This window comes from Thalassospira xianhensis MCCC 1A02616 (genome assembly GCF_003326475.1).
Lineage (GTDB): Bacteria > Pseudomonadota > Alphaproteobacteria > Rhodospirillales > Thalassospiraceae > Thalassospira > Thalassospira xianhensis.
The window spans coordinates 54,996-80,102 of the sequence record NZ_JPWA01000005.1 but is presented as its reverse complement, the minus strand read 5'-3'; the positions used below and the strand labels follow the sequence as shown (position 1 = coordinate 80,102).

Here is a 25,107-nt window from a genome sequence, read left to right as displayed (position 1 = left end):
TTCAGGCCCAAGGCCTATTCATATTCTTCTTCGATATGGTCAAGGTCGCCAAACTTGGTGTAGTTCCCGTCAAAGAACAGGCGTACGTTGCCCACCGGGCCGTGACGCTGTTTGGCGATAATGACTTCTGCGGTGTTGTAGACGTGGTTCAAACGATCCTGCCACTGGGAGTAGCGTTCGCCGAACTTGTCGGTGGCTTCTTCCGGTCTTTGTGCCGGTTCAGCACGTTCCAGATAGTATTGTTCTCGGTAAATGAACATGACGACGTCGGCGTCCTGCTCGATCGAGCCGGATTCACGCAAGTCGGAAAGCTGCGGACGTTTATCTTCGCGCTGTTCGACGGCACGTGAAAGCTGCGACAGGGCAAGGACCGGAACTTCGAGTTCCTTGGCGATTGCCTTGAGCATACGGGTAATTTCGGAAACTTCCTGCACGCGGCCGTCACCACGGAAATTGGTCGGTGGTGCCAGCAGCTGCAGGTAATCGACGACGATCATTGCAAGGCCGTGCTGGCGTTTCAGGCGGCGGCAACGTGTCCGCAGGGTTGAAACCGGAAGGGCTGGCGTATCATCTATATAAAGCGGAACGGTATTGAGTTCCTGGGTGGCAACGACAAGACGCTGGAAATCGTCTTCGTTCAAATCACCCCGGCGCATGTTATCGCCCGAAACCTCGGCTGCCTGGGACAGAAGTCGACCGGCCAGCTGTTCTGCCGCCATCTCGAGCGAGAAAACCGCGACAGCACCAGTCTTGAGTTCGTCACCCGCCTCGGCACCGGTATTTCGGTTCTGATGCGATGCAATGGCGGCATTAAATGCCACGTTCATTGCAAGTGCGGTTTTACCCATCGATGGGCGTCCAGCAAGGATCAGCAGGTCAGAAGCGTGCAGACCGCCAAGCTTGCGGTCAATATCGCGCAGGCCCGTGGTGACCCCGACAACCTTGCCAGCGTTCTTATAGGCGTGTTCGATATTCTCGTATGCTTTGGTCAGGGCTGGGCCGAAAGCAACGAAACCGGACTCTGCAGCACCCGCCGTCGCCAGAGAGAAAAGTTTCTGTTCGGCTTTCTCTATCTGATTGGCGGCGTCGGTTTCAATTTCGTAGCGATAGGCCTCGTTGACGGTGTCTTCACCGATTTCGATCAGCTCGCGGCGCAGATACAGGTCGTAGACCAGCTTGCCGTAATCGCCAGCATTAATAACCGAGACAAGGTTGTTGGATAATTCGGCCAGATACTGGGCGCCACCGATTTCGGCCAGATGTTCGTCCTGACGAAAGAAAGCTGACAGGGTCACCGGATTGGCAAGCTGACCGCGTTCGATCAGTTTCCCGCAGGCCTCAAAAATACGACCGTGGCGGGCGTCCGCGAAATGTTCGGGGCGCAGGATATCTGAAACGCGCTCGTAGGCAGCGTTATTATTGAGGATAGCCCCAAGCAAAGCAGCCTCGGCCTCGAAGTTATGAGGCGGAGTCCGTTCGAGCACCATTTCGGTGTTACCACCGTGGTTTTCTTCGAGGGGTGCGAACAGGGCATCTAGCTGGGGATCAGTCATGACGTAAAAAGGTATCAGTCATCTTGTTGGGCCGAAAGGGCTAATCGGTATAACTCATAGCCGGTATTCCGCAAGCGCAGAGGTCACGTTCAAGATAAAAAGCTGAAATATATTATAAAAGCATAAGAAAACGGCGCATCCTTGCGGATACGCCGTTTCCAAACGGGCTTCGAACGAAGGGCAACAATTAAACGTTGGTTTCTTCTTCGCCTTCAACTTCAGCCGGAACGTCTTCTTCGAAGAGTTCTTCAGCAGCTTCCAGAGCTTCCTCAGCTTCCATTTCGTCGATGGTGCCCAGAACCGCGCCGCCCTTGCGAAGCTGCTCGGCGGCATCTTCTTCGGAACGTGCGACGTTGGCGGTCACTTCAACGGAAACTTCCGGGTGCAGGTTGATTTTGACCTGATGCAGACCAAGGGTCTTGATCGGCTGATCAAGAACGACCTGGGTACGGGCAACAGTGAAACCTGCTTCGGAAACCGCGTTCGAGATATCACGCGCGGTAACCGAGCCGTAAAGCTGACCGACGTCAGATGCCTGACGAACGAGGGTAACAGCAAGTTCACCCATGTTCTCGGCAACCGCTTCGGCTTCTTTGCGGCGTTCCAGGTTGTCAGCTTCCAGCTGTACTTTCTTTGCTTCGAAAGCAGCAAGGTTCGCTTTGTTTGCGCGAAGGGCCATGCCCTGCGGCAGCAAACGGTTGCGGGCGTGGCCCGGCTTGACGGTGACTACGTCACCCATCTGACCGAGTTTTTCTACCCGCTGGAGCAGAATAACTTCCATCACCGATCCTCCTCATTGCTACGGGTCATCGGTTGTTTCCCCCGCAGCCTGATTAAATGCTCTAAAATTCCAAGTCCGGTGATCGCGATAAACGACCAGGTGGACAGAACCGCGACGATATAGAATACCGTCAGTATCATACGTTTTTGCGGCCAACGGGCTGCCTGCCCATGCACCAGCGCCAATCCCTGCAACAGGAACGGCACTGCCAGCACCACCGCGACGTTTCGCGCCACATAGGCCAGAGAACCATCGGCAAAGCCGACAAGAAACCCGGCCAGGGCAAACGCAAACAGTGACCAGCCAGGCAAGGCCATCGAGGCCAGATCGGGCGACGGACGCAAATTGCGACCGGAGCGCACCAGAATTGCCTGTGCGATCGCAGCATTGGCAAACAGCATAAGAAGCCAGCTTACCGCTACAATCGCCGGGAAGTATGTCTGGAACATACCGATGACATTCTGGACTTCCGGCGTCATGGGGACGCCCATTTCCGAATACATCTGGCCCAGGAACTGCGAAATGAATTCCTGAATGTCCAAACCTTCCGCCGTTACGCTGCCGGTGATGATAATCATCACCATTGCAATCATCACGGCCATGGCACTGACCAGTATTCCGGTCGGAACAAAACCCGGTTTCCCGTTTTCGTCCTTGCGGATGAGCAGCGCCATGCGGGTCAACAACATCGCCGGTCCGGCAAACACGACCATAAAGACCGTGAAAGGCAGCAGTCCTCCCAGCAGAGCCAGGGCACTGCATGCGGCAATTGCCGCAACCAGCAGGCGTTTTGGACCTTGCCAAAATCCAATAAGGAAAAGTGGCAGATGCCCGAAATAGGAGAGCAGCAGCGCCAACGGGTTCCCCGACAACACCAGCAGAAACAGGACAGAACTGCCCAGACCTGCACCGACCGCCATTAGGGTATTACGCGACATCAGCTACTCCTGGCCCGAGACCGCAAAAGGATCTCTTGCCGACTGCCTCAGATCTGGTCTGCGTAAGGCAGCAGCGCCAGGAAGCGTGCACGTTTGATGGCTTTCGCCAGCTCGCGCTGCTTCTTGGCAGAAACCGCAGTGATACGGCTCGGAACGATTTTGCCGCGTTCGGAAACGAAACGCTGCAGCAGTTTGACATCTTTGTAGTCAATCTTCGGCGCATCCGCACCCGAGAACGGGCAGGTTTTGCGGCGACGGAAAAACAGACGACGTCCAGCCATAATATATTCTCCTCGCTATCTGTTAGCCGTGCTGACGGGGACCGCCGCGACGATTACCGCCACGACCACCGCGCTCGTCGCGATTACGCAGAATGGCTGACTGTTCTTCTTCGAACTCTTCAACCTTGACAGTCATCTGACGCAGAACGTCTTCGTTCAGGCGCATCTGACGCTCGTATTCCGCAATCGTTGCGTTGTCGGCTTCGATCTGGAAGAGGGTATAGTGGCCTTTGCGGTTCTTCTTGACACGGTATGCCAGGGAACGCAGACCCCAATATTCGGTTTTGGCAACTTTGCCACCGAGACCTTCGACGGTCTGGGTGAGTTTTTCATTCAGGGCTTCGACCTGTGCGGTCGAGAAGTCCTGACGTGCGATAAACACGCTCTCGTACTTGCTCATAATACTCCTATTACTCCTTGTGGCTTATCTCTTCCTTACATGACCTCGTGCCATGCAGGCATAGCCGGGCAATCCCGGCAAGGAGCCGTGAGACGGCGGAATATACACTTTTCCACAGGGCATGCAACCGTAAATGCCCGCCGGAACTTCTGGTGAAATCTGACTTAAATCGCCGGTACCAAAACGGGTGCCGTTATCATGGACGCATTTTTCTGAATCGACGGAAATCGGTGCTTTTTGCGACTGATTGCAGGATGCGACCGACATTATATATTGGGTGACACATGCCAATCGCCAAAGCCGTTACATTGCACCGCGCAACAAGGTTTTGTTTTCGACGTTTGGCAAGTCTGTTACTTTGCGGGCAACAAAGCGACGGAAAGTCGCATGACATTGTCGTCTGTTCTTGACACAGGGCTTGCGGGCAGTATCAAGGGTAGCTCGAAAAGGGGACCTGACAGAAGTGGGTCCTTACGAAAGCAGACAAGGGTAAATTATATATAATGACACGCGCATTCGTTTTCCCCGGTCAGGGGTCGCAAGCGGTAGGTATGGGCAAGGAACTGGCTGACGCATTTCCGGTTGCCCGCGAAGTTTTCCAGGAAGTTGATGATGCGCTGTCGCAGAAACTCAGCACCCTGATGTTCGAAGGCCCTGAAAACGAACTGACGCTGACTGAGAATGCGCAGCCAGCCCTAATGGCGGTCAGCCTTGCGGTTACACGCGTTCTGGAAGCCGAAGGCGGTTTCAAACTGACCGACAAATGCGATCTGGTTGCCGGGCATTCGCTGGGTGAATATTCCGCCCTTGCTGCTGCCGGTACCTTTGCGATTGCTGATGCGGCCCGCCTTCTTAAAATCCGTGGGCAGGCAATGCAGGCAGCCGTTCCGGTCGGGGTTGGCGCGATGGCAGCCCTTCTGGGGCTTAACTATGTCGACGCTGTTGCCGTTGCCGAAGAAGCTGCCCAAGGCGATGTTTGTACCGCTGCAAATGACAATGCCGACGGACAGGTCGTTGTATCGGGTCATAAAGCGGCTGTTGAACGCGCGATCGAGATCGCCAAGGAAAAGGGTGCAAAGCGTGCCGTTTTGCTGCCGGTATCGGCACCCTTCCATTGCCCGCTGATGCAACCGGCTGCGGATCGTATGGCCGAAGCACTGGCTTCGGTAACGATGAATGCCCCGGGTAAACCGGTTGTCGCAAACGTGATTGCGGAAAAAACTGCTGATCCGGAAACCATTCGTAAACTCCTTGTGGAGCAGGTTTGCGGAACCGTGCGCTGGCGTGAGTCTGTCCTTTATATGAAAGAGCAGGGTATCACTGATCTGGTGGAGCTGGGCGCAGGTAAAGTTTTGAGTGGTATGGTTCGCCGTATTGACCGTGACCTGACCGGTTCGGCTGTTAACGGTCCGGTCGATATTGAAAGCTTCCTCCGCACGCTTTAAGTGTTGCGCGAAACAGACGAACCCAAAGGGATGGATTGATGTTTGATCTTGCAGGCAAAACCGCACTCGTAACCGGTGCGACCGGTGGTATCGGCGGTGATATTGCCAAACTTCTGGCTTCGGCTGGTGCAAAGGTTGCTCTTTCAGGTACGCGTGCTGAACGTCTTCAGGCGGTTGCTGCGGAAATCGGCAAAAATGCTGTCGTCGTTCCGGGTAACCTGTCTGATCCGGAATCGGTCGCCGGTTTGATTAAGGAAGCAGAAGAGGCCCTTGGCGGGCAGCTTGATATTCTGGTCAATAATGCCGGGATCACCCGTGATCAGCTGGCGATGCGTTTGAAAGACGAAGACTGGCAGGCGGTCCTTGATGTCAACCTGACTGCGGCATTCAAACTTGCGCGCAACTCGTTGCGCGGCATGATGAAGCGCCGTCATGGCCGCATTATCAATATTACCTCGATCGTTGGTGTGACCGGGAATCCGGGGCAAACCAACTATTCTGCAGCGAAGGCTGGTATGATCGGCTGGTCAAAATCGCTTGCACAAGAAGTTGCATCTCGCGGAATTACTGTTAACTGTGTTGCACCGGGGTTCATTACCACGGCGATGACCGACGAGCTTGATGATGGGCAGAAAGAAAAGCTTCTGGCCAACATTCCGGCGGGGCGCATGGGGGAAAGCAAGGAGATTGCAGCAGCGGTTCTGTATCTGGCAAGCGACGAAGCCGCTTATGTTACCGGGCAGACCTTGCATGTGAATGGCGGAATGGCGATGATTTAACCCGTTGCGGGTTGCTTGCTTTTCTGTTTAAAAGAGGCCGCTATACAAAATCACGAAACCGGCAATTGCGGTTGTCGGATTCCGGTCCTCGCAAGTTCCTTCAATAGGGGGAAGGCGCGAAGAACCAACCAAAACCAACTGACAGAAAACCTATTGAAGGATTTGAGCTATGAGTGATGTCGCAGATCGCGTGAAGAAGATCGTTGTCGAGCACCTCGGTGTCGAGGAAGACAAGGTCACCGAAAACGCAAGCTTCATCGACGATCTGGGCGCCGACAGCCTGGACACTGTCGAGCTGGTCATGGCGTTTGAAGAAGAATTCGGTTGCGAAATTCCTGATGACGCAGCAGAAAAAATTCTGACCGTTAAAGACGCGATCGACTTCATCGAAAAGGCGAACGGCTAATCTTGCCGTGAGACATGGGCGCCAGAGGGCATCCTCAGGCGCCCTTTTCGTCTTTGCTGTATTCATAAAATAAAGGCGTAATGCGGGATGAGACGCGTAGTTGTTACCGGTATTGGTGCTGTTACTCCGCTTGCCAGCGGTGCACAGAACACCTGGCAGAAATTGCTGGACAGCCAATCCGGAATCAAAAGCATCGACACCTTCGATGTGTCCGATATCCCGGCCAAGATCGCAGGCCTTGTGCCGCGTGGTGTGGGTGACGGACTTTTCAACGCGGAAGATCATGTCTCGGTTAAAGACATGAAGAAAATGGACGATTTTATCGTCTATGGTGTTGCCGCTGCCGATCAGGCATTGGCCGATTCCGGATGGAAACCCGAAACCGACGAAGACCAGGAAAATACCGGTGTTCTGATTGGTTCGGGTATTGGTGGTCTGCCAAAGATCTCCGAAGCCACGGAACTGGTGAATAACGGCAAGACCCGCCGTGTCAGCCCATTCTTCATTCCGTCCTGCCTGATCAATCTGGTTTCTGGCCAGGTTTCGATCAAACATGGTCTTAAAGGTCCGAACCATGCCGTCGTTACCGCATGTTCAACCGGTGCACACGCCATTGGCGATGCATCGCGCATGATCATGCTTGGTGATGCCGACGTCATGGTTGCTGGTGGTGCCGAAGCCGCTGTTTGCCGTTTGGGTATGGCTGGCTTTGCCGCAGCACGTGCGTTGTCGACTGGTTATAACGACACCCCGACCGAAGCATCGCGTCCCTGGGATCAGGGCCGTGACGGTTTTGTCATGGGTGAAGGTGCCGGCTGCGTGGTGCTTGAAGAATATGAACATGCCAAAGCACGCGGTGCGAAAATCTATGCCGAAGTTGCCGGATATGGCATGTCGGGTGACGCCTATCACATCACGGCCCCGGCCGAGGATGGCAATGGCGGTTTCCGTTCGATGCGCAATGCCCTTCGCAATGCAGGCATCAACCCGGAAGACGTCGATTATGTGAACGCACATGGCACGTCGACTCCGCTGGGTGATGAAATCGAACTGGGTGCGGTAAAACGTCTGTTCGGGGATGCGGTATCGAAACTTTCGATGTCCTCGACCAAATCGGCAACGGGGCATCTTCTTGGTGCCGCAGGTGCGATTGAGGCCGTGTTCTCGATCCTTGCGATCCATGAAGGTGTTGTTCCGCCGACCCTTAATCTTCGCAATCCTTCCGAAGCCTGCCTCGGGATTGATCTGGTTCCGCTCGAAGCAAAAAAACGCAAAGTCAATGTCGCACTGTCGAACTCGTTCGGCTTTGGCGGTACCAATGCTTCGCTGGTCTTCAAAGGCGTTTAAGACAGCAGATTCAACCTGACAGAGGGAAACCCCTTGAAGCGTTTTCTGCTTGTTCTTGGCTTTTTATGCATCACCGCCGCTCTCACCATTGGTGGGGCGGCGGTGTATGTTTATGTGCAATATACATCGCCCAGCAAACTGGTGCAGGGCAGTGATATTGTCATCCCGCAGGGTACAGGTGTTCGCGGGATTGCGGACATATTCCGTCGTGAAAACATCATTCAGGAACCTCTTGTATTTCTGCTTGGGGTACGTATTGCCGGACTGGATCGTTCGTTGCGTGCCGGTGAATATCATTTCCCCGCACGGGTCAGTCCGAAGCAAGCGGCTGAAATTCTTGCCGCCGGTGATACCGTCAAACGGTTTGTGACCATCCCCGAAGGACTGCGGTCTGGCGAAATCGTTGCTCGTATCAATCTTGTCGATGGTCTGACAGGTGAAATTTCCGACATCCCGCCCGACGGTATGCTGTTACCCGAAACCTATCAATTCTCGTTTGGTGATACGAAACAGAGCATTATTGATCGCATGGCGGCAGCGCATGATACGCTGGTGGCGCAACTATGGCCGGGGCGAGAGCCAAATCTGCCGTTTGATACCATCGGCGAAGCCATTGTTCTGGCGTCGATCGTCGAGCGGGAAACCGGTGTTGCTGCCGAACGCCCGCGTGTTGCAGGTGTATTCATCAACCGGCTCAGAATGAATATGCGTTTGCAGTCCGATCCGACGGTTGCTTATGCGATCAGCCCGGATGAACCGCTTGATCGTGCATTGACTAGGGCTGATCTGAAATTCGACAGCCCTTACAATACCTATGTTTCGGCCGGTTTGCCTCCCGGGCCAATAACCAATCCGGGTCGGGATGCGATATATGCGGTTCTGCATCCTGCCGAAACAGACGAGGTTTACTTTGTCGCCGACGGTACGGGGGGGCATGCTTTTGCCCGCACACTTGATGAACATAATCGCAATGTTGCGCGTTGGCGTCGTATCCGTGACGGGCAATAGGCTGCTTTGTCGTTTTTGGCGATTACTGGCGCTGTTGTGACTGTTGGCTGTTTGGCGACGCCAGTCTTTGACGTATTTCGGTTTTTGACGCCTTGCGTGGAATACGCGAAGCAGCAAGATCGAGTATGGATTGCGGCATCATCTTCAAAACACCAATCAGGATATTCATCTGCCAGGGAAAGGCGATCATTCCCTTGTTCTTTGACAGTCCTTTATCAATCTTGATGGCGGCTTTGTCGGCCTGCATGAAGAAAGGCATCGGGAAATCGTTGGCATCAGTGATACGGCTTTTTACAAAGCCCGGGCAAATCACGTTGACCTTGATCCCGAAGGGCGCAAGCGCACCGCGCAGTCCTTCGCCATAGGTTCTTACCGCCGCCTTGCTGGCACAGTAGGCCGGTGCGGATGGCAGCCCTCGCCATGATGCCTGCGACGAAACCAGGGCAATCTGGCCGTGCCCGCGTCCGGACATGAAGACGAGGGCAGGATCAATCGTGTTCAGCACTCCGGCGACGTTGGTTGCAAAAATATCGCGGACCTGATCGGGGTCTTCACCCTCGCTACCGGTTCCGGCGGAAATACCTGCATTGGCGACAATCAGGCTAAGCGGTGTGATCTGATCACACTTAGTGACATATTCCGCCATCGTTTCGCGCTCGGTTACATCAAGCACGTCGGCAAATACGTTTGCACCGGCCGCCCGGCATTCATTTTCGACAAGTTTCAAGCGTGTTTGATCGCGGCCGCTGATGAAAAGGGTAACCCCGGTGCGGGCATAATGGCGGGCAAGTGCGGCCCCGATGCCCGAGCTGGCACCGGTAATCAGGATGGCGTGGTATTGTAGTGACATGGTTGCTCGTGATCCTGTTGGACGATGTTCCGGATTGTTTGGGCGGAACATGAGACAGCATTAGGGCAGCATTATGAAATGCGGGCAATAACTGTCTGTCTTGATGATCTATCCTCAAACGACAATCCCTTGGCGCGTCGGGGCACAACCGTTATAAACGGGCAACCGACAATTCAGACTGGACAAGAATATGACCATATCAAGCATGACCGGGTTTGCCCGCACGGATGGTGGTGCAGAAGGCTTTGGCTGGACCTGGGAGTTGCGCAGTGTCAATGGCAAGGGGCTGGACGTTCGTACTCGCCTTAATGGCGGTTTTGAACGTCTGGAGCCAACGGTACGTGAAGCAATCTCCAAGCGGTTCAAACGGGGCAATATGGGCGTAACATTAAATGTTGTACGTCCCGGAGAAAGCAGTGCCTATCGTATCAATAGGGATCTGCTTGCTGAACTGGTTGCTCTGGCTGAAGAGTTTGACCGTGCCAGCAGTCTTTCGGCCGGCACCATAGCTGATCTGATGAATGTGCGCGGTGTGCTTGAAGCCGTTGAACAGCAGGAAGACGACGACAGTCGCGAAACACTTGATGCTGCAATCCTCAAAAGTTTTGGTGAGGCGCTTGAGCAAATGGAAGCCCATCGCGCCGAAGAAGGCGCTAAGCTTGATGAAATGTTGCGCGGTCATATTGATCGTATCGAAGAAACTGTTCTGCGGGCGGAGAGCTGCGCATCGGTTCGAAGCGACGCGATCAAGACAAAGCTCAAACGCCAGATCGACGAGTTGATGGAAGCCGGAAAATTCGACCCCGAACGGCTTCATCAGGAAGCGGCGCTGCTTGCGACCAAGGCGGATGTCCGGGAGGAGATTGACCGGCTGAAGGCCCATATCGTCGCAGCACGTGACATGGTCAAAAAAGGCGGTGCAATTGGCCGCAAGCTTGATTTCCAGTGTCAGGAGTTCAATCGCGAGGCCAATACATTGTGTTCCAAGGCGAACGATATAGAACTGACTAATTGTGGAATGGAATTGAGGGTGATCATCGATCAGCTCCGCGAGCAGGTTCAGAATGTTGAATAAGGATACCCCGATGACGGATCAGGCAAAACGTCGTGGTGTTATGCTGGTGTTCTGTGCACCCTCCGGGGCAGGGAAAACCACAATCACGCGTCAGCTTCTGGAAAAGGATAGCCAGATTTCACTTTCGGTTTCTGCAACAACACGTGCGGCACGTCCGGGCGAGGAAGAGGGCATTCATTATTTCTTCAAATCCGTTGATGCCTTCAAGCATATGATTGCTGATGACGAATTGCTGGAATGGGCCGAAGTGTTTGGCAATTATTACGGCACGCCAAGCGGTCCGGTCGAACAGGCGCTTTCGGACGGGCACGACGTTCTGTTTGATATTGATTGGCAGGGCGCACGGCAGATACGCGAGAAGGGGGGGGATGATGTTGTTTCTGTCTTTATCCTACCACCGTCGTCGGCCGAGCTTGAACGACGTCTTCGTGACCGCGGGCAGGATGCCGACGATGTTATCATGAAACGTATGGCAAAGGCCGGCGCCGAAATCAGCCATTGGGAAGAATTTGACTATGTTCTGATCAACGATGATCTGGATCGCTGTCTTGCCGATGTTCAACACATCATTGGTGCAGAGCGCGTAAAACGTGAACGCCAATCCCAATTGCCGAGGTTCGTTAAAAAGCTCCTCACGGATTGATGAAGGAAAAATGGCCGTCCGTTCAGGCCGCCATTTCGTCGTGAACGAGTGTCAGCCGAACAAAATCGGCAACACCTAGTTCTTCGGCGCGCACAGTTTCGGTGATTTGTGCACGCTCCAATAATATTCCGACATCAACATTCAATGTTTTCAGGCTGGCGCGCAGCATCTTGCGTCTTTGGCCGAAGGCTGCTTGTGTGATCTTGCCGAGGCTGACAAGATTTACAGCTTGCTCCCGATCTGTTTTCGGCCGCAGTTGAACGACGGCAGAGGTTACCTTGGGTGGCGGGGTAAATGCACTGCGGTGGACATCGAACAGTATCTGGCAGTCACACAGGTACTGGCACAGGACGGAAAGACGGCCATAGGCTTTTCTTTTCGGGGCTGCAACAACACGTTCTGCAACCTCTTTCTGGAACATCAAGGTCAGACTGGCAAACTGGTCAATCTGCATCAGCCAGCCCAACAAAAGTTGAGTGCCCACGTTATAGGGAAGGTTGGCGACAATCTTTCGCGGAGCCGGGCCAAGTGACGTAACATCGACGTCAAGCGCATCCCCATCTATTACATGAAGCGCACCTGGATAGTGATTGCTGATTTGTTCAAGAACCGGTTGGCAACGGGGATCACGTTCGATAACCGTCAAGTTCTTTGCGCCATGATAAAGCAATGCACGCGTCAGACCACCAGGACCGGGACCGACTTCAATTACCGTTGCGTCATCCAGGGGGGCTGCTGCACGTGCGATCCGGCCGGTCAGGTTGAGATCAAAAAGGAAATTCTGGCCGAACTTTTTTTGTGCCGATAGACCATGTGTTGCAATGACGTCGCGCAAGGGCGGGAGGCCGTCATTTGCAAGGTTGGCGGTTTCATTTTTCTGGTCTGACACGATGTCAGGCTCCTTGTGAGGCGGCATTGCCGGCTGCTCGTTTTCGTGCCATGTCCGCCGCCATTTTGATGGCAGCGATCAGGCTGTCCGGTCGTGCAATGCCTTTGCCTGCGATATCAAGAGCCGTTCCATGATCCGGGGAAGTTCTGATGAAGGGCAATCCGAGCGTGACGTTCACACCACCATGGAAATCAAGCGTTTTGACCGGAATCAAAGCCTGATCATGATAGGGACATAGGGCGACATCGTAGTTTGCACGTGCTTCGGCATGGAACATGGTATCGGCGGGCAGGGGGCCCACAACATCGAAGCCCTCATCCCGCAATTCCATAATTGCAGGGCGTATGACCTTGATTTCTTCATCTCCCATCGATCCGTCTTCACCCGCATGCGGGTTTAAGCCGGCAATGGCTAGCCTCGGTTTCTTCAATCCTAAATCCCGTTGCAACGACGCTGTCGTGATGCGAACCAATTGTTTGATTATCTCAGCGGTCAGTTGTTTTGGAACCTCGGACAGGGCGATGTGAATTGTCATCGGTACGACGCGCAATTGACTATTGGCCAACATCATAACGGGGATGGTACCCGGGCCTGAAAGCTCTGCCAGAAATTCGGTATGGCCGGGATGGTTGAAGCCAGCCTGATAAAGTACACTTTTCTGGATCGGGTTGGTCACGACAGCACTTGCCGTTCCTGATCGTGTCAGGTTAACACCATGGATAATGCTGTCTATTACAATAGATGCCGTTTTGCTGGATGCCGTTCCCGGCTTGATATCCTCACCGTTACCGGGAATTTCAAAAACCGGAAGGGCGTCCTCAAAGAACTTACCTGTTTGGCTGACTTCGTCTATCACCTTGGTTTTTACCTGCAGCCCCAGAGCTTCGGTGGTTTGATCCATGATTATCTTGGGACTCAGAATAAAAAACGGCGGCAGATTATGTTCTGCGCGCGCAAGCCATGCCTTTATGGCGAGCTCCGGTCCTATTCCGCCCGGTTCGCCCAGTGTCATTGCAATCGGCTTGATATCGCTCATAGGCTTGCGTCCTTTCCGGATCACATCCGGATATCGATAAACGCATTGCGGCGCAATTCGCGCAGTTTGCGGCGCGCAAGGATTTCGAGGCGTTCCATTTCAAGGCGTTCGCGGATGTTTTCCCTGTCCGGAAGCGTACTTTCTTCGGATTTGTCACAGACCATAACAAGGAGCGCACCACCGTCTACCTTGATCAGGTTGGAGATACCGCCTTTGTCCAAGTTTACAACCGCATTTCTTACCGGACCGGCGAGGTCATTTGGAGAAATGCCTTCGGTTTTACCACTCATTTCCGATCCGAGATCAACTGCAACATTAGCCAGTGACTGACAGCTATCGGCGTTCTCTTTTGCATTTTGCAGGATACCGAGTTTGGTATTTACTTCATCCTGCGGGGTGTTGGCCGCAATCGGGACAAACAACTGGTAAAGATCAAGTCGAACATCTGTCAGGGCATTGGCATCACCCCGGCGACGATCAAGCAATTTCAGGATGTAATATCCGCGAATGGTTCTGATTGGATCGCTCACATCACCGGGCTGCATCTGATTGACGGCTTGCTGCAATTCTCCGGCCATTTCGCCGGAATAAAGCCAGCCAAGGTTACCACCGTTTGCCGCACTGGAACTGGCCGAAAACTGCCGCGCAAGGCCGCCAAAGTTGGCTCCCTGTTCCAAAGCCCGGATCACTTCGCGGGCGTTCTGATAAACTTTTGTCTCATCCTGGGGATTGTCAACAGGCAGGAAAATTTCCTGAACATTGTTGCGTGGTTTTCCCTGGTTGCTACGAATACGTTCAAGATTGTCATCAATCTCGGTATCGGAAATCTGGATTTCGCGGCGCATTGAACCCAGAAGTTTCTGCCATGCAATTTGTGGACGGATTTGATTTCGGATGGTTTCCGTTGCGATACCATTCTGAGCCAGAAACTGGTCCAGTCCGCCGGGTGGCAATCCCGAATTTTGTTCGATCAGGTTTTTGGCCCGATCAATGTCCGCGTCGGTTACTTCAAAACCACGACGTTCTGCTTCCTGCAGTTGTAGCTTCTCGTTAATTAGCTGCTGCAAGATTTGCGGTGCCATTTCCTGACTGCGTTGCGGGCTCATCGGGATGTTTGAAGAGGCGGCTACAAGCTTGATACGTTCGACCAGGTCCACCACCGAAATCGGAGCATCGTTGACGACAGCTGCAACGCCTATGGTGCTTTGAGCTCGCGCTGTCGAAATTGAAACAACGGAGAAAAGCACAACAGCAATTGCTGCGACGAGATGGGAGAGTCTGGTGATATGCAAAGCTGTACTGCCTTATAATCCGGCTGCTGACGCAAATTCGCCAAGTGTTTTGAATACCAGTCGGAAAAGAATCTCATCCGACTGACCAAGATCCTGATCTTCGTAGAACGTCCTTCTAACCCGACCGTCAAACACGAAGCATTCGTCTTCGTAAACAAAGCCGAAACCGTATTCAAGAGGATCGTTCTGATCAAGATCATAACGACTGTAAGCCATTCCCGACCAGAATTCACTGAACTGGCGTTCAGCACGGAAGTAAACCTCTTCACGCTGCCCGAATTCATCCGTACCGGCGTCCTCGGAAAAATGAACATAGTCAAGATTAAGGCGCAAAGTTTTCTTCTCACCTAAACCTGCTGATACCTGGTTCCGACGTGTCGAGAAATCCTCGTTATCGAGGCGGTAACGGTAGGTTAAATCGACATATTCGTTGGGGGCAACAGTTACCCGACCGACATAGTCTGATAGATGATCCTCAAGGCCGGTTCCTTCTGCGAAGGTGTCACCTTTATTGGCGCGATAGCTTTGCCCGAACATTGCACTGGTATAACCACCTTCTTCCCCGTAAACGCCCCATTCAAGGCCATAACTGGTCCTGAAGCCGTCTTCGGCGCGGTCAAGGCCACTATACCTGTCATGCGAGAAAATATTGATGTCATCAAATTCAAACGACTGGGAATCTTCGTTTGGAATCTCATCCGGATTGCCCCCATTGGGGGACCATGCGGCCATAATCATCGGCTTGATTATATGGTGATAGCTGCCTTGGTTGTTTACAAACGGCATGTTCCAGTCGACAGCCGCCAAAGGAAGAATACGGCCCGCATATCCGTCATAATTTTGCTGTCCATCCCGGGACACGTCAGAAACCATGTAATTGTCTGTGCGGATGGACATCGATAGTTTTGTTACGTCTCCCAGTGTTCCTATATACGGCAGCGCCCAGCCAGCTTTGGCCGAGAGACGGTGGGAATCTGTTCCCTCTTCTCGTGTTAGCGAGAGAGCGTCTAAGTCAAGAGTTGTATAACTGCCATATTTTGCGGGAGCCGTTTGACCATGAAACTGTGCATGAGGCAAAATAATGGGAGTTGTATCCCTATCATCTTCGGCTTTTAACCCTTGGAAGTAATAGCCGTCGACACGGCTATAGCTCGAGCCTCTGAAGCCTTCGGTGAACAAGTTTGATGTCAGTACGGATGGCGAGCCGAAACCATATCTGTTCATATAGGTTTTTTCAGAGGCCTGTTCTGCATCAAAGCCCCAGCGCCATGTCTCGTCTATGTCAAAGCGCCCCTGGGCATCAATATGGCCCTGCCAGTCATCATTATTGTCGCTGGTGACGCTACTGACGACATCCATTTCACCACTATCAAAGCGTTGCCGATATTCACTTGCAAGGACGGGACCTTCGTCAGTGGTGTAAATCGGACGGAGCGTCAAATCTTTGCTTGGATCAATTGCCCAGTAATAGGGCAACTCGAAGAACGAGCCGACATAGCTTGTACTACCGAAGGAGGGCGCTAAAAGGCCTGACTGGCGCTTTACGGTTGGATCAGGATGCTGGAAGTACGGCGAATAAAGAATCGGAACTCCCGCAAATTCCAGTCGGGCATCTTTGTATTCGACCGTTTTGGCGTTGGCGTCATGAAGAACGCGTGCTGCTTTGATCCGCCAAAGAGGAGGCGTTTCAGGATCGTCTTCGCAAACCTTGCACGGAGAATAAACGGCTTTGGCAATTTCAGTGAAATTTCCGCCGCTGCGCCGCGCACCGGTTCCGGCAATGCGCGTGTTTTCATCAAGCAGAACATAGATGTCTTCAACTATGCCTTCCTTGAAGTCACCCGTGAGTTCAACATAGCTTGCAAATGTAACTTCGCCGGTTGGCTCGGTTATGCTGACATTGCCAGACGCCGTAAGCACATCCTGTGATCTGTCATAGCTGACTGTATCGGCCAGCAAAATCCGGCCGTCCCGGGAAATTTCAACATTTCCGCGTGCGGTTACAGTTTGCAATTCTCGATTATAGTCAACCTCATCGGCGCTGAACAGAATCTTGGATTGTTCTTCGTTTCCGGTTGTTACTTCATCTGATTGCTGGGCTTTGGCGGCAATGGAATACGTCCCGGCCAGCGCGAATGCGCAGCCAAGTAACGTCCCCGTTGCCAGTCTTTTTATCATTCCCCCTGTACACGCCATTCAGCTAGCCATCCTCCAGATGCAGCAAGGTTGAAACTCCCAATAGCAACGATATACCTGCTGGTGCCCATGCAGACAGAACAGGCGGGATTCCACCTGAAACGCCAAGTGCTGAAATGACATCGGTACAGAAGTAAAGAATGAAACCGGTTGCGACACCACCACCGATAACAAGAGATGCACGGCGGCGTCGAGAAAATTTAAGACAGAATGCGGCAGCAATCAGAACCATTGCGCAAAGCAGCAACGGGCGCGACAGCAAGCTGTGAAAATGTATGCGATGTCGGGTTGCATTAAAACCAGCACGTTCCAGAAGGTTGATGAACGGCTTTAAGTTCCAGAAAGACATCGTTTCTGGAGATGCAAAGCTGTCCTGAATCTTTCGCACTGTCAGATTGGTGGGCAACATCAGCTCCGATGAAAATTCACTGATCTGCCCTGGGTGAAAGGTCCAGGCATCATAAAAATGCCATGTGCCTGGCTCAAGCACGGCACGTTGGGCATCAATTCGGGTCGTGAAATCATCCGCATTCTCGAACCGGAAGATGGTGACATTGCGCAAATCTACCCGATCTGTTGCCTGACCTCGCACTTCACGTGCGTAGATTACGGCTTGGCCATCCTGTGTGCCTTGGCGTAACCACAACCCGCTCGAAGACAGGTTCATGATACTGCTGTTACCCTGAAGGTAACGTGCTTCAAGTGTTTCGTAGCGTTGCAGCAATATTGAGGATAGTGGATTGAGGGCCATGACCTGAATGGAGCCTAGCAAAATAGCGCACATGATAGGCGGTAGCAAAAACTGCCATGCGGAAACACCTGCCGCGCGTGTCACAACAAGTTCCTGATTGCCCGTCAGCTTCCAGAACGAAAACATTGATCCGAAGAGGACCGCAAACGGCAGGACCTTTTCTGTCATGAACGGGATTCTGCTGGTAGCCATTTGAAACACAATGCTCACCGTCGCGTCAGGTTTGCCACCTGCGCGTCTTAGTAGCTCAATGGTATCACCAATCAGTATTAACCCGATGAGAAGGGCGAGAATCCCCAAAATAGAGATCAGGACATGTTTGCCAAAATACCAGGTCAGGATCGGAGAGATTCTCATACCGTAACCTCGTCACGGTTTGCTGCTTTTGCCTGTATTTGTGGTCCCCTGAATGTCCAGTAGAGACCCCCCGCGATTGGAATAAGGGCATTCAAATACATAAGAGGCACTAGGTCAGGGTTTTTTGCCGCAAGGTTTTTCATTGCAATGCCAACCGCTTGAAAAACGATCATGGTCGCGATTGCTAGTAACAGGCGGCCTGTTTGTCCCCTGCGGGAGAAACTGCTGGAAACCAGAACTGCCAAAGCAATGCTGGCGAAGCCGATAGAATATAGTGGTGAGATCAGGCGATCATGGCCTTCCGCACGAAATGCACCAACATCGTTGGGCAATACATCCGGGGGCATTGCGGTTAACAGATTGGAGACACTGCGTTCACGTGCTTCACGATAACGAAGGGCAGGGTCCTCTGTGCTATGCGCAATATCAACGGCGTAACGGTCAAAATAGAGGATCGACATCGTGCCGTCCTTTGTATTGACTTCCTGCCGGTTTCCATCAAGTAACACGATCCTGGGGCCGTTTTCGGTGCGTACAAGAGCCCCATTTTTTGCCATCATCGTCGCTTGCGCAGCGGGATTTCTGGAATCGTGAACCAGAATTCCAAGCAACTCGTTGTCCTGCCCGACTTCCCGAATGTAAACAGTCAAACCGTCCAGATCGGTAAAGCTGCCTTCCTGCAAAAGCACCGAAGAGAAGTCATTCCGGATTGAGTATTGGAGTTCTTTGAACTGCTGATAGCTGTAAGGCAGATAAAATAGCGTGAGAAAATAACCGAACGCCGCAGTCAGGCATGCAAGGATGAGCGTTGGTTTGGCCAGAGCCCACTGACTGAGGCCAGCAGATCGCATTACGATAAGCTCTCGATCCTGAATCAGCTTGTTGTATGTGAAAACAACAACAAAAAAGAGTGATATTGGCAGAACAATTGCCAGAAAGCTGGGAAGCAGCAGCGATGTCAGCTGTAAAAATACCGAGACGGAAAGGCCCCGGTTTACAATCATTTCAATGAAACGCAGGCTCTGTGACAGCCATATGACACAAAGCAAACCAAGTGTCACAAACACCATCATAATAAACTGCTGTTTCAGCATATATCGGGTTAAACGATTCATTGGCCGGATTATAGAGAAGCGTTCAGAAACCGAAACAGGAAATTAGGGGCGAAGCCCGGCAAATACACTGTAACGTCACGTGGCAGGGTGGTCGCGGTGGAGCAGGTGGCAACCGATTGTCGTTAAAGGCGAAAACAGATACCTTCCGAAAAGTAATATCCGGAAGGTATCTGCAGACTACAACGTTAAAGCTGTGTCAGAATAATGGCGCTGTTTCATGCAGCAACTCGTTATGCGTATTGGCAATCTGGCGTGCCATAAAGTCGGCTTCCGGCAGGACCTGTCCAAAAAAGAAATCGCAACTTGAATGTTTCGCCATGGCGAAGCCCGGTTCAACATTACCGTCAAGCAATTGTTGCCAGGAAAGGTACATTAACCAACCAGCGACACAGATCGACGCTTGCCGGAGATAAGGGGAAGCGACGGCCTGCGAGAGGGCCGGGGAAGATGCACATCTTTCAATTATCTGAGACGTGGTTTCCTCAAGCTGATCAATGGCTTCGCGAAGCATTTCCGCGGGCTTGGACATGTCATTGGTTTGGGAATTGGTCGTTTCGATGATGGTGGTGCGCATTTCTTTGAGAAGTGCCTTCATGGCGGCTCCGTTATCGCGCAAAAGCTTTCTGCCAATCAGGTCAAGTGCTTGTATGCCATTGGTGCCTTCGTAAATAGGTGCAATGCGTGCATCGCGCAGATGTTGGGCTGCGCCGGTTTCCTCAATAAAGCCCATTCCGCCATGAACCTGAATTCCAAGAGAAGTGTTTTCGACCCCCAAATCCGTCGACCAGCCCTTGACCATCGGGATCAGAAGGTCGGCGCGTGCCTGTGCTGCCACGCGAGCATCCGGGTCTTCATGATGATGAGCGATATCAAGCTGAACGGCAGCATAAAGCGATAGCGCGCGTGCGGCCTCGGTTGTTGACCGCATTCGGATCAGCATGCGTTGAATATCACCGTGATGAATAATGGCATCATCCTGCCCCGTGGTCGGGGACTTCCCCTGTTTGCGATCACGTGCGTAAGACACTGCTTGCTGATAGGCACGTTCAGAGATCGCAACACCCTGCTGGCCAACCGAAAGGCGAGCATTGTTCATCATGGTAAACATGCAGGCGAGGCCCTGGCCTTCTTTTCCGACCAGATATCCGATGGCACCGCCCTGATCCCCGAATGAAAGCACCGCAGTCGGGCTGCCATGAATGCCAAGCTTATGCTCCAGTGATACGCATTTTACATCGTTGCGTTCGCCAATTGTGCCATCGGCGCTGACATGGAATTTGGGCACAATGAACAACGATATGCCTTTGACACCTTCTGGCGCGTCAGGTGTTCGGGCAAGAACAAGATGGACAATATTGTCTGTCATCTCGTGATCGCCATAGGTGATGAAAATCTTTTGGCCTGTTACCCGATAGCTGCCGTCACCGGCTGGGATCGCCATGCTTCGAACTTTTGAAAGATCCGAACCCGCCTGTGGTTCTGTCAGGTTCATGGTGCCGGTCCATTCGCCACTGATCATGCGCGAAAGGTAAAGCGCGCGCTGTTCGTCCGATCCATGCGCTGTCAGAAGCTCGATCGCCCCTCCCGTCAGCATCGGGCAAAGAGCAAATGCCATATTTGCCGAATGCCAAAGCTCGCCAACCGCGGCTCCGACAAGCAGGGGAAGGCCCATACCTCCATCAGCTTCAGAGGCGCTGATGCCTTGCCATCCACCGTCGCAGAATTTTCCATAGGCGTCTTTCCAGCCAGTCGGGGTGCGGACACTGCCATCGTCCTGAAGAACGGAACCTTCCTTATCCCCAACGCGGTTTAACGGTGCCAGCACACCTGCTGCCAGTTTACCTGCTTCCTCAAGGATCGCATCGACAAGATCCGGGCTGGTTTCATGAAAGGCTGGAATGTCGGAAATAGTCTGCAAGCCGATCACGTTATGGATCAGAAACCGCAGATCATGGATTGGTGGCGTGTAATCGCTCATGGAAAAAGACGTCTCCCTGAATTGTGAGGCGCCCGCTCGGTATCGCCCTCATTGCGGGGCGTTGTTCTTGCTGCTCAGCATAATCAGATGCGCGCGCAAGATCGAGTCTGTTTCCGTCTGAAAGTGACAGATTCTTCTCAGACATTCGTCGTGTATCATCACTGTCAATCTGCAAGTGTTGCGCCGCAGTACTGGCAATAATACATACTGGTTCCGATATAAATCGGATCGGGACGTGGTTGTGGGGTCGCCATTCAGGGTTTAGCAGGCTAAACTGCCCTACCGGTAATCGGGACACGATATAAAAGAATGAGAAAAGACAGGAGTATGGCCGTGCTGCGCAAAGGAATATTGCCAATATTACTTGCAGTGGTGATTTCATTTGCCGGGACAAGGCTGGTTGCATGTGCCGGTCCGGTTTGGCCAAGCGATGACGAACAGCTATTTCTGGATGCCTATCGCGATTATGTCGCAGATAACGCAACCAGTGATCAGTATGACCGTGCAGATAAGCTGTTTGTCGAAGCCGTGCAGGTTCTTTCTGACACTTATGTCGAAAACATTGATCGCCCTGCCTTTGTCGAGCGGGCGATTGCAAGTTTGCCGGAACTCGAAGCAGAAGATAACACGCCATCCGGTATCGTCGGGGCGGCGCTCGATGAAAGTCTGCACGACCTTGATCCGCATAGTGCTTATATGACAGACGAGATGTTCCGCCGTTTACAGGAAAGCACCGAAGGAAGTTTTGCCGGTGTCGGGATCGTTATCTCTCAGGACGAAGACAAACTGATCCGCATTGTATCGCCAATTGATGATACGCCTGCTGCACGGGCCGGGTTGCAGCCCAATGACCGGATTACTCATATCGATGGTCATGATATGAAGGGGGAGCCGATAGCAGAGGCCGTGCGCCTGATGCGAGGGCGGATTGGTGATCCCGTGACACTGACCATCCAGCGCAAGCAGGAAAATTTTGATGTTACCGTCAAGCGCGCCCGGATCGAGGTTCCGTCTGTGACGGCATCAATCATTGATAATGATTTGGCCTACATCCGGGTGTCACGTTTTGATGCCAGCACACTTGACCAGACACGTGAATATCTTGAAATGCTGGAAGACCAGATTGGATCACCGCGCGGGATCATTGTTGATTTGCGCCGGAACCCGGGCGGGTTGCTTGACAGTGCGGCCGACATTGCCGATCAGTTTCTGAGTGACGGTCTGATTGTCGCGACCGAAGGGCGCGGTGAACGCAAGCTGCGCAGTTATGAGGCTGACAGCAGCGATTATTTTGATGGCGTACCTATGGCGATCCTGCTTGATCGCGGTTCGGCATCTGGTGCAGAACTGATGGCGGCGGCACTTCGTGAAAACGGGCGGGGCGTTATCATTGGTGAACAGTCGTTTGGCAAAGGATCAATGCAGCGCATCATGCCGTTAACATCCGGCGGCGGGCTTAAAATCACGACCGGGTATTATACAACGCCGGAAAACCATATCGTTCAGGGCAACGGCGTCATTCCGGATATCGAGGTCAAACTTCAGGATGCCGAGGAGTTCGAGCGCGAAGTCGATCTGGAGCACGCGTTACCGCCACGCCGTCGTGACCCGCGCAAGGTTCTGGCGTCAATGGATGCGGCAAGTTGCGAGCGCGACATCGAAGTTACCCGCATTGGTAAATCGGCAACCAATGACAATTCGGTGGATACCGAAGGCGATGGTGAAGCCAGGGAATTGCAGCGCGACACGGTTCTGGAATGTGCTGTTGGCTATTTCAGCGATGGTCAGCTTGCCGTTTACCGTGATCAGGTGGAACCGCTTCTGCGGGCCGGTCTGTAAGGTTTTACCTAATTATTGAAAACAAAAACGCGGCCAGAGCAACTGGCCGCGTTTTTGTTTCTCAGAACCGGATAACAGGTTATCCGCGTGCCAGAAGATCAATCAGGCTGGAGGTATCCCAGCGATTGCCGCCGCGTTCCTGTACCTGGGCATAGAACTGGTCAACAAGTGCGGTCACCGGAAGGCGGGCACCATTACGCTTGGATTCCTCAAGGCAGATGCCAAGGTCCTTGCGCATCCAGTCAACCGCAAACCCGAAATCAAACTTGTTTTCGACCATGGTCTTGCCGCGGTTTTCCATTTGCCAGCTACCAGCGGCTCCTTTGGAAATCACATCAAGGACCTTTGCCATATCAAGTCCGGCCTTGTTACCGAAATTGACACCTTCGGAAAGTCCCTGAACCAGACCGGCAATGCAAATCTGGTTCACCATCTTGGTCAACTGGCCAGAACCACTTTCGCCCATCAATTGGCAGGAGCGGGCAAAGGCATCAATTACCGGCGCCGCGCGATCAAACGCCGCCTGATCACCGCCGCACATGACGGTCAGAACGCCGTTTTCGGCCCCTGCCTGTCCACCGGAAACCGGGGCGTCGATAAAGGAAACACCGGCCGCTTTGGCCGCAGTATAAAGTTCGCGCGCAACATCGGCCGAGGCGGTCGTATTGTCGATGACAACAACGCCCTTTTCCGTACCGGCAAGTGCCCCGGTATCGCCCATAACAACACTGCGCAGATCGTCGTCATTGCCAACGCAGATGAAAACAAACTCTGCCCCCTTGGCGGCTTCGGCCGGGGTAGGGGCATATTTTCCGCCATATTCACCCGCCCATTTGTCTGCCTTTGCGGCGGTGCGGTTGAAAACGGTAACGTCGTGACCTGCCTTTTGCAGGTGGCCGGCCATGGGATATCCCATGACACCCAGCCCGATAAATGCACATTTTGCCATTTCGTGCCTCCCGTGAATTGGTCTTGCCAGTAAAGGAGGCCGCTACCTGAATGTCAATGCAGGGGAATGTCACGGATACAATGTTTCCACGATCCGGAATACATACCTGTCACATCTCAGTCGTCGAGTGCCAGTTCCTCGCTTACGGTGTGAATGATCCGGCGATCATAGGTCAGAAGTTCTGATCGTTTTCCCGGATATTCGAACTGGGAAAGGTAGTACCGGATGGCATTGACGCGCGCACGTTTCTTGTCATCGGATTTGACAATGATCCACGGGCTATCTGCAGTCGAGGTATGGAAGAACATTTCTGTCTTGGCTTCGGTATAAGCATCCCAAAGATTCTGGGATGCCAGATCCACAGGGCTTAGTTTCCACTGTTTAAGCGGGTCTTGCTTGCGCTGATCAAACCGGCGCGCCTGTTCTTTTTTGCTGACCGAGAAATAGAATTTGGTCATATGGATTTCGGAACGGATCAGCATCCGTTCAAAGGCTGGAACCGATTGCAGGAACTCGCTGACTTCGAACATGTTGCAGAAGCCCATGACCCGCTCAACCATCGCCCTGTTATACCAGGAACGGTCAAACAGGACGATTTCCCCGCCGGACGGCAGATGTTCGACATAACGCTGGAAATACCATTGGGTCACTTCCCGGTCGTTCGGTTTGCCCAGTGCGACGACACGTGCACCGCGCGGATTAAGATGTTCGGTAAAGCGTTTGATCGTGCCGCCTTTGCCCGCAGCATCGCGGCCTTCGAAAATGATCAGGGATTTGATATTTTCGGATTTGATCCAGTTTTGTAGTTTGAGAAGTTCGATATGCAGGGGCGCAATCAGCTCAAGATACTGTTTGCCATGCATCTTTTTGGCATGTGAATTGGGGTCAAGTTCAACATCCGGAGGAAGATCGTCGCCGGAAGGTGTTCTTTCAGAAGCACTGTGTTTTCTTGAAGGAAGGTCATCAAGGCGATCCATCGTCATGTTTTCGGCATCCAGCAAAAAACGGTCGCGGGCTTCGCTATCAAGACTGGAAAGATCGGGATGTTGTTTTGAGGCCTTGCGGCTGCGTGCAGTATGTTTCACTGCATTGCGGATCGTATTGTCGCTGCTTCCTGTCTTCTTTGTTGGGGTGCCTTGCTTTTTCACGGCCATTCTGCTGATGCCTCTGCAACCTTGATGGGAAATTACAGTGGCATA

23 protein-coding genes are annotated in these 25,107 nt (G+C 52.8%); 8 read left to right on the top strand and 15 right to left on the bottom strand.

Annotation, left to right across the window (positions count from 1 at the left end; genetic code table 11):
* Positions 1-14 precede the first annotated feature (14 nt).
* From TH5_RS06180 to rpsF, 5 genes are all read right to left on the bottom strand, one after another.
* Positions 15-1,553 carry a replicative DNA helicase gene (locus TH5_RS06180; protein ID WP_071241145.1) on the bottom strand — a complete coding sequence of 513 codons (1,539 nt, stop codon included), beginning with the start codon at positions 1,551-1,553 and terminating at the stop codon, positions 15-17.
* Between the two features lie 187 nt (positions 1,554-1,740).
* Positions 1,741-2,334 carry a 50S ribosomal protein L9 gene (gene rplI / locus TH5_RS06175; RefSeq protein WP_114121122.1) on the bottom strand — a complete coding sequence of 198 codons (594 nt, stop codon included), beginning with the start codon at positions 2,332-2,334 and terminating at the stop codon, positions 1,741-1,743.
* The gene (locus TH5_RS06170) at positions 2,334-3,272 is read right to left on the bottom strand and encodes a DUF2232 domain-containing protein (protein WP_114121121.1); all 939 of its coding nucleotides are present in this window, start codon (positions 3,270-3,272) and stop codon (positions 2,334-2,336) included. The genes rplI and TH5_RS06170 overlap by 1 nt, the downstream gene beginning before the upstream one ends.
* Positions 3,273-3,319: 47 nt before the next feature.
* A complete protein-coding gene (rpsR, locus tag TH5_RS06165) occupies positions 3,320-3,553 on the bottom strand; it encodes a 30S ribosomal protein S18 (RefSeq protein ID WP_062951944.1) in 234 nt (77 codons plus the stop codon).
* A 22-nt stretch (positions 3,554-3,575) separates the two neighbouring features.
* The gene (rpsF, locus tag TH5_RS06160) at positions 3,576-3,953 is read right to left on the bottom strand and encodes a 30S ribosomal protein S6 (RefSeq protein ID WP_062951945.1); all 378 of its coding nucleotides are present in this window, start codon (positions 3,951-3,953) and stop codon (positions 3,576-3,578) included.
* A gap of 503 nt (positions 3,954-4,456) precedes the next feature.
* On the opposite strand from rpsF, the gene fabD reads away from it, so the two are divergent.
* From fabD to mltG, 5 genes are all read left to right on the top strand, one after another.
* Positions 4,457-5,398, top strand: coding sequence for an ACP S-malonyltransferase (gene fabD, locus TH5_RS06155; protein ID WP_114121120.1), 942 nt, complete (start codon positions 4,457-4,459; stop codon positions 5,396-5,398).
* Between the two features lie 38 nt (positions 5,399-5,436).
* Complete coding sequence (gene fabG / locus TH5_RS06150; RefSeq protein WP_114121119.1) at positions 5,437-6,177, top strand: 3-oxoacyl-[acyl-carrier-protein] reductase; 741 nt, start codon at positions 5,437-5,439, stop codon at positions 6,175-6,177.
* Between the two features lie 169 nt (positions 6,178-6,346).
* Positions 6,347-6,583: an acyl carrier protein gene (locus tag TH5_RS06145; RefSeq protein WP_007090351.1), complete on the top strand. Its 237-nt coding sequence runs from the start codon at positions 6,347-6,349 to the stop codon at positions 6,581-6,583.
* An 87-nt stretch (positions 6,584-6,670) separates the two neighbouring features.
* Positions 6,671-7,930 (top strand): beta-ketoacyl-ACP synthase II, encoded by a 1,260-nt coding sequence (fabF, locus tag TH5_RS06140; RefSeq protein ID WP_114121118.1) that lies wholly within the window; start codon positions 6,671-6,673, stop codon positions 7,928-7,930.
* 33 nt (positions 7,931-7,963) lie between these two features.
* Entirely contained in the window at positions 7,964-8,938 is a 975-nt protein-coding gene (gene mltG, locus TH5_RS06135) for an endolytic transglycosylase MltG (RefSeq protein ID WP_114121117.1), read from the top strand.
* A 22-nt stretch (positions 8,939-8,960) separates the two neighbouring features.
* Here mltG and TH5_RS06130 read toward each other — a convergent pair whose 3' ends face one another.
* A complete protein-coding gene (locus TH5_RS06130; protein WP_114121116.1) occupies positions 8,961-9,788 on the bottom strand; it encodes an SDR family NAD(P)-dependent oxidoreductase in 828 nt (275 codons plus the stop codon).
* A gap of 190 nt (positions 9,789-9,978) precedes the next feature.
* Here TH5_RS06130 and TH5_RS06125 point away from each other — a divergent pair, with 190 nt between their 5' ends.
* Positions 9,979-10,863: a YicC/YloC family endoribonuclease gene (locus TH5_RS06125; protein ID WP_114121115.1), complete on the top strand. Its 885-nt coding sequence runs from the start codon at positions 9,979-9,981 to the stop codon at positions 10,861-10,863.
* A 10-nt stretch (positions 10,864-10,873) separates the two neighbouring features.
* Entirely contained in the window at positions 10,874-11,506 is a 633-nt protein-coding gene (gene gmk, locus TH5_RS06120; RefSeq protein WP_114121214.1) for a guanylate kinase, read from the top strand.
* A gap of 22 nt (positions 11,507-11,528) precedes the next feature.
* On the opposite strand, the gene rsmA is transcribed toward gmk, so the two are convergent.
* The 7 genes from rsmA to TH5_RS06085 all read right to left on the bottom strand — a co-directional run bounded on the left by rsmA (position 11,529) and on the right by TH5_RS06085 (position 21,120).
* Positions 11,529-12,395, bottom strand: a complete 867-nt coding sequence (gene rsmA, locus TH5_RS06115) for a 16S rRNA (adenine(1518)-N(6)/adenine(1519)-N(6))-dimethyltransferase RsmA (protein WP_114121213.1) — start codon at positions 12,393-12,395, stop codon at positions 11,529-11,531.
* Positions 12,396-12,399: 4 nt separating this feature from the next.
* Positions 12,400-13,431 (bottom strand): 4-hydroxythreonine-4-phosphate dehydrogenase PdxA, encoded by a 1,032-nt coding sequence (gene pdxA, locus TH5_RS06110; protein WP_114121114.1) that lies wholly within the window; start codon positions 13,429-13,431, stop codon positions 12,400-12,402.
* A gap of 20 nt (positions 13,432-13,451) precedes the next feature.
* A complete protein-coding gene (locus tag TH5_RS06105; protein ID WP_244204836.1) occupies positions 13,452-14,723 on the bottom strand; it encodes a peptidylprolyl isomerase in 1,272 nt (423 codons plus the stop codon).
* Between the two features lie 12 nt (positions 14,724-14,735).
* Complete coding sequence (locus tag TH5_RS06100) at positions 14,736-16,919, bottom strand: LPS-assembly protein LptD (protein ID WP_244204835.1); 2,184 nt, start codon at positions 16,917-16,919, stop codon at positions 14,736-14,738.
* Between the two features lie 4 nt (positions 16,920-16,923).
* Positions 16,924-18,027 carry an LPS export ABC transporter permease LptG gene (gene lptG, locus TH5_RS06095; protein ID WP_114121112.1) on the bottom strand — a complete coding sequence of 368 codons (1,104 nt, stop codon included), beginning with the start codon at positions 18,025-18,027 and terminating at the stop codon, positions 16,924-16,926.
* Positions 18,024-19,142: an LPS export ABC transporter permease LptF gene (gene lptF, locus TH5_RS06090; RefSeq protein WP_244204834.1), complete on the bottom strand. Its 1,119-nt coding sequence runs from the start codon at positions 19,140-19,142 to the stop codon at positions 18,024-18,026. The genes lptG and lptF overlap by 4 nt, the downstream gene beginning before the upstream one ends.
* Before the next feature lie 196 nt (positions 19,143-19,338).
* Positions 19,339-21,120, bottom strand: coding sequence for an acyl-CoA dehydrogenase family protein (locus tag TH5_RS06085; RefSeq protein ID WP_114121111.1), 1,782 nt, complete (start codon positions 21,118-21,120; stop codon positions 19,339-19,341).
* Between the two features lie 327 nt (positions 21,121-21,447).
* Here TH5_RS06085 and TH5_RS06080 point away from each other — a divergent pair, with 327 nt between their 5' ends.
* Positions 21,448-22,959, top strand: coding sequence for a S41 family peptidase (locus tag TH5_RS06080; protein ID WP_114121110.1), 1,512 nt, complete (start codon positions 21,448-21,450; stop codon positions 22,957-22,959).
* 79 nt (positions 22,960-23,038) lie between these two features.
* Here TH5_RS06080 and TH5_RS06075 read toward each other — a convergent pair whose 3' ends face one another.
* Both TH5_RS06075 and ppk2 read right to left on the bottom strand, forming a co-directional pair.
* On the bottom strand, positions 23,039-23,926 hold the full coding sequence (locus TH5_RS06075; RefSeq protein WP_279627752.1) for an NAD(P)-dependent oxidoreductase: 888 nt from the start codon (positions 23,924-23,926) through the stop codon (positions 23,039-23,041).
* Positions 23,927-24,024: 98 nt separating this feature from the next.
* Positions 24,025-25,056: a polyphosphate kinase 2 gene (gene ppk2, locus TH5_RS06070; RefSeq protein WP_385970225.1), complete on the bottom strand. Its 1,032-nt coding sequence runs from the start codon at positions 25,054-25,056 to the stop codon at positions 24,025-24,027.
* Positions 25,057-25,107: the final 51 nt, after the last annotated feature.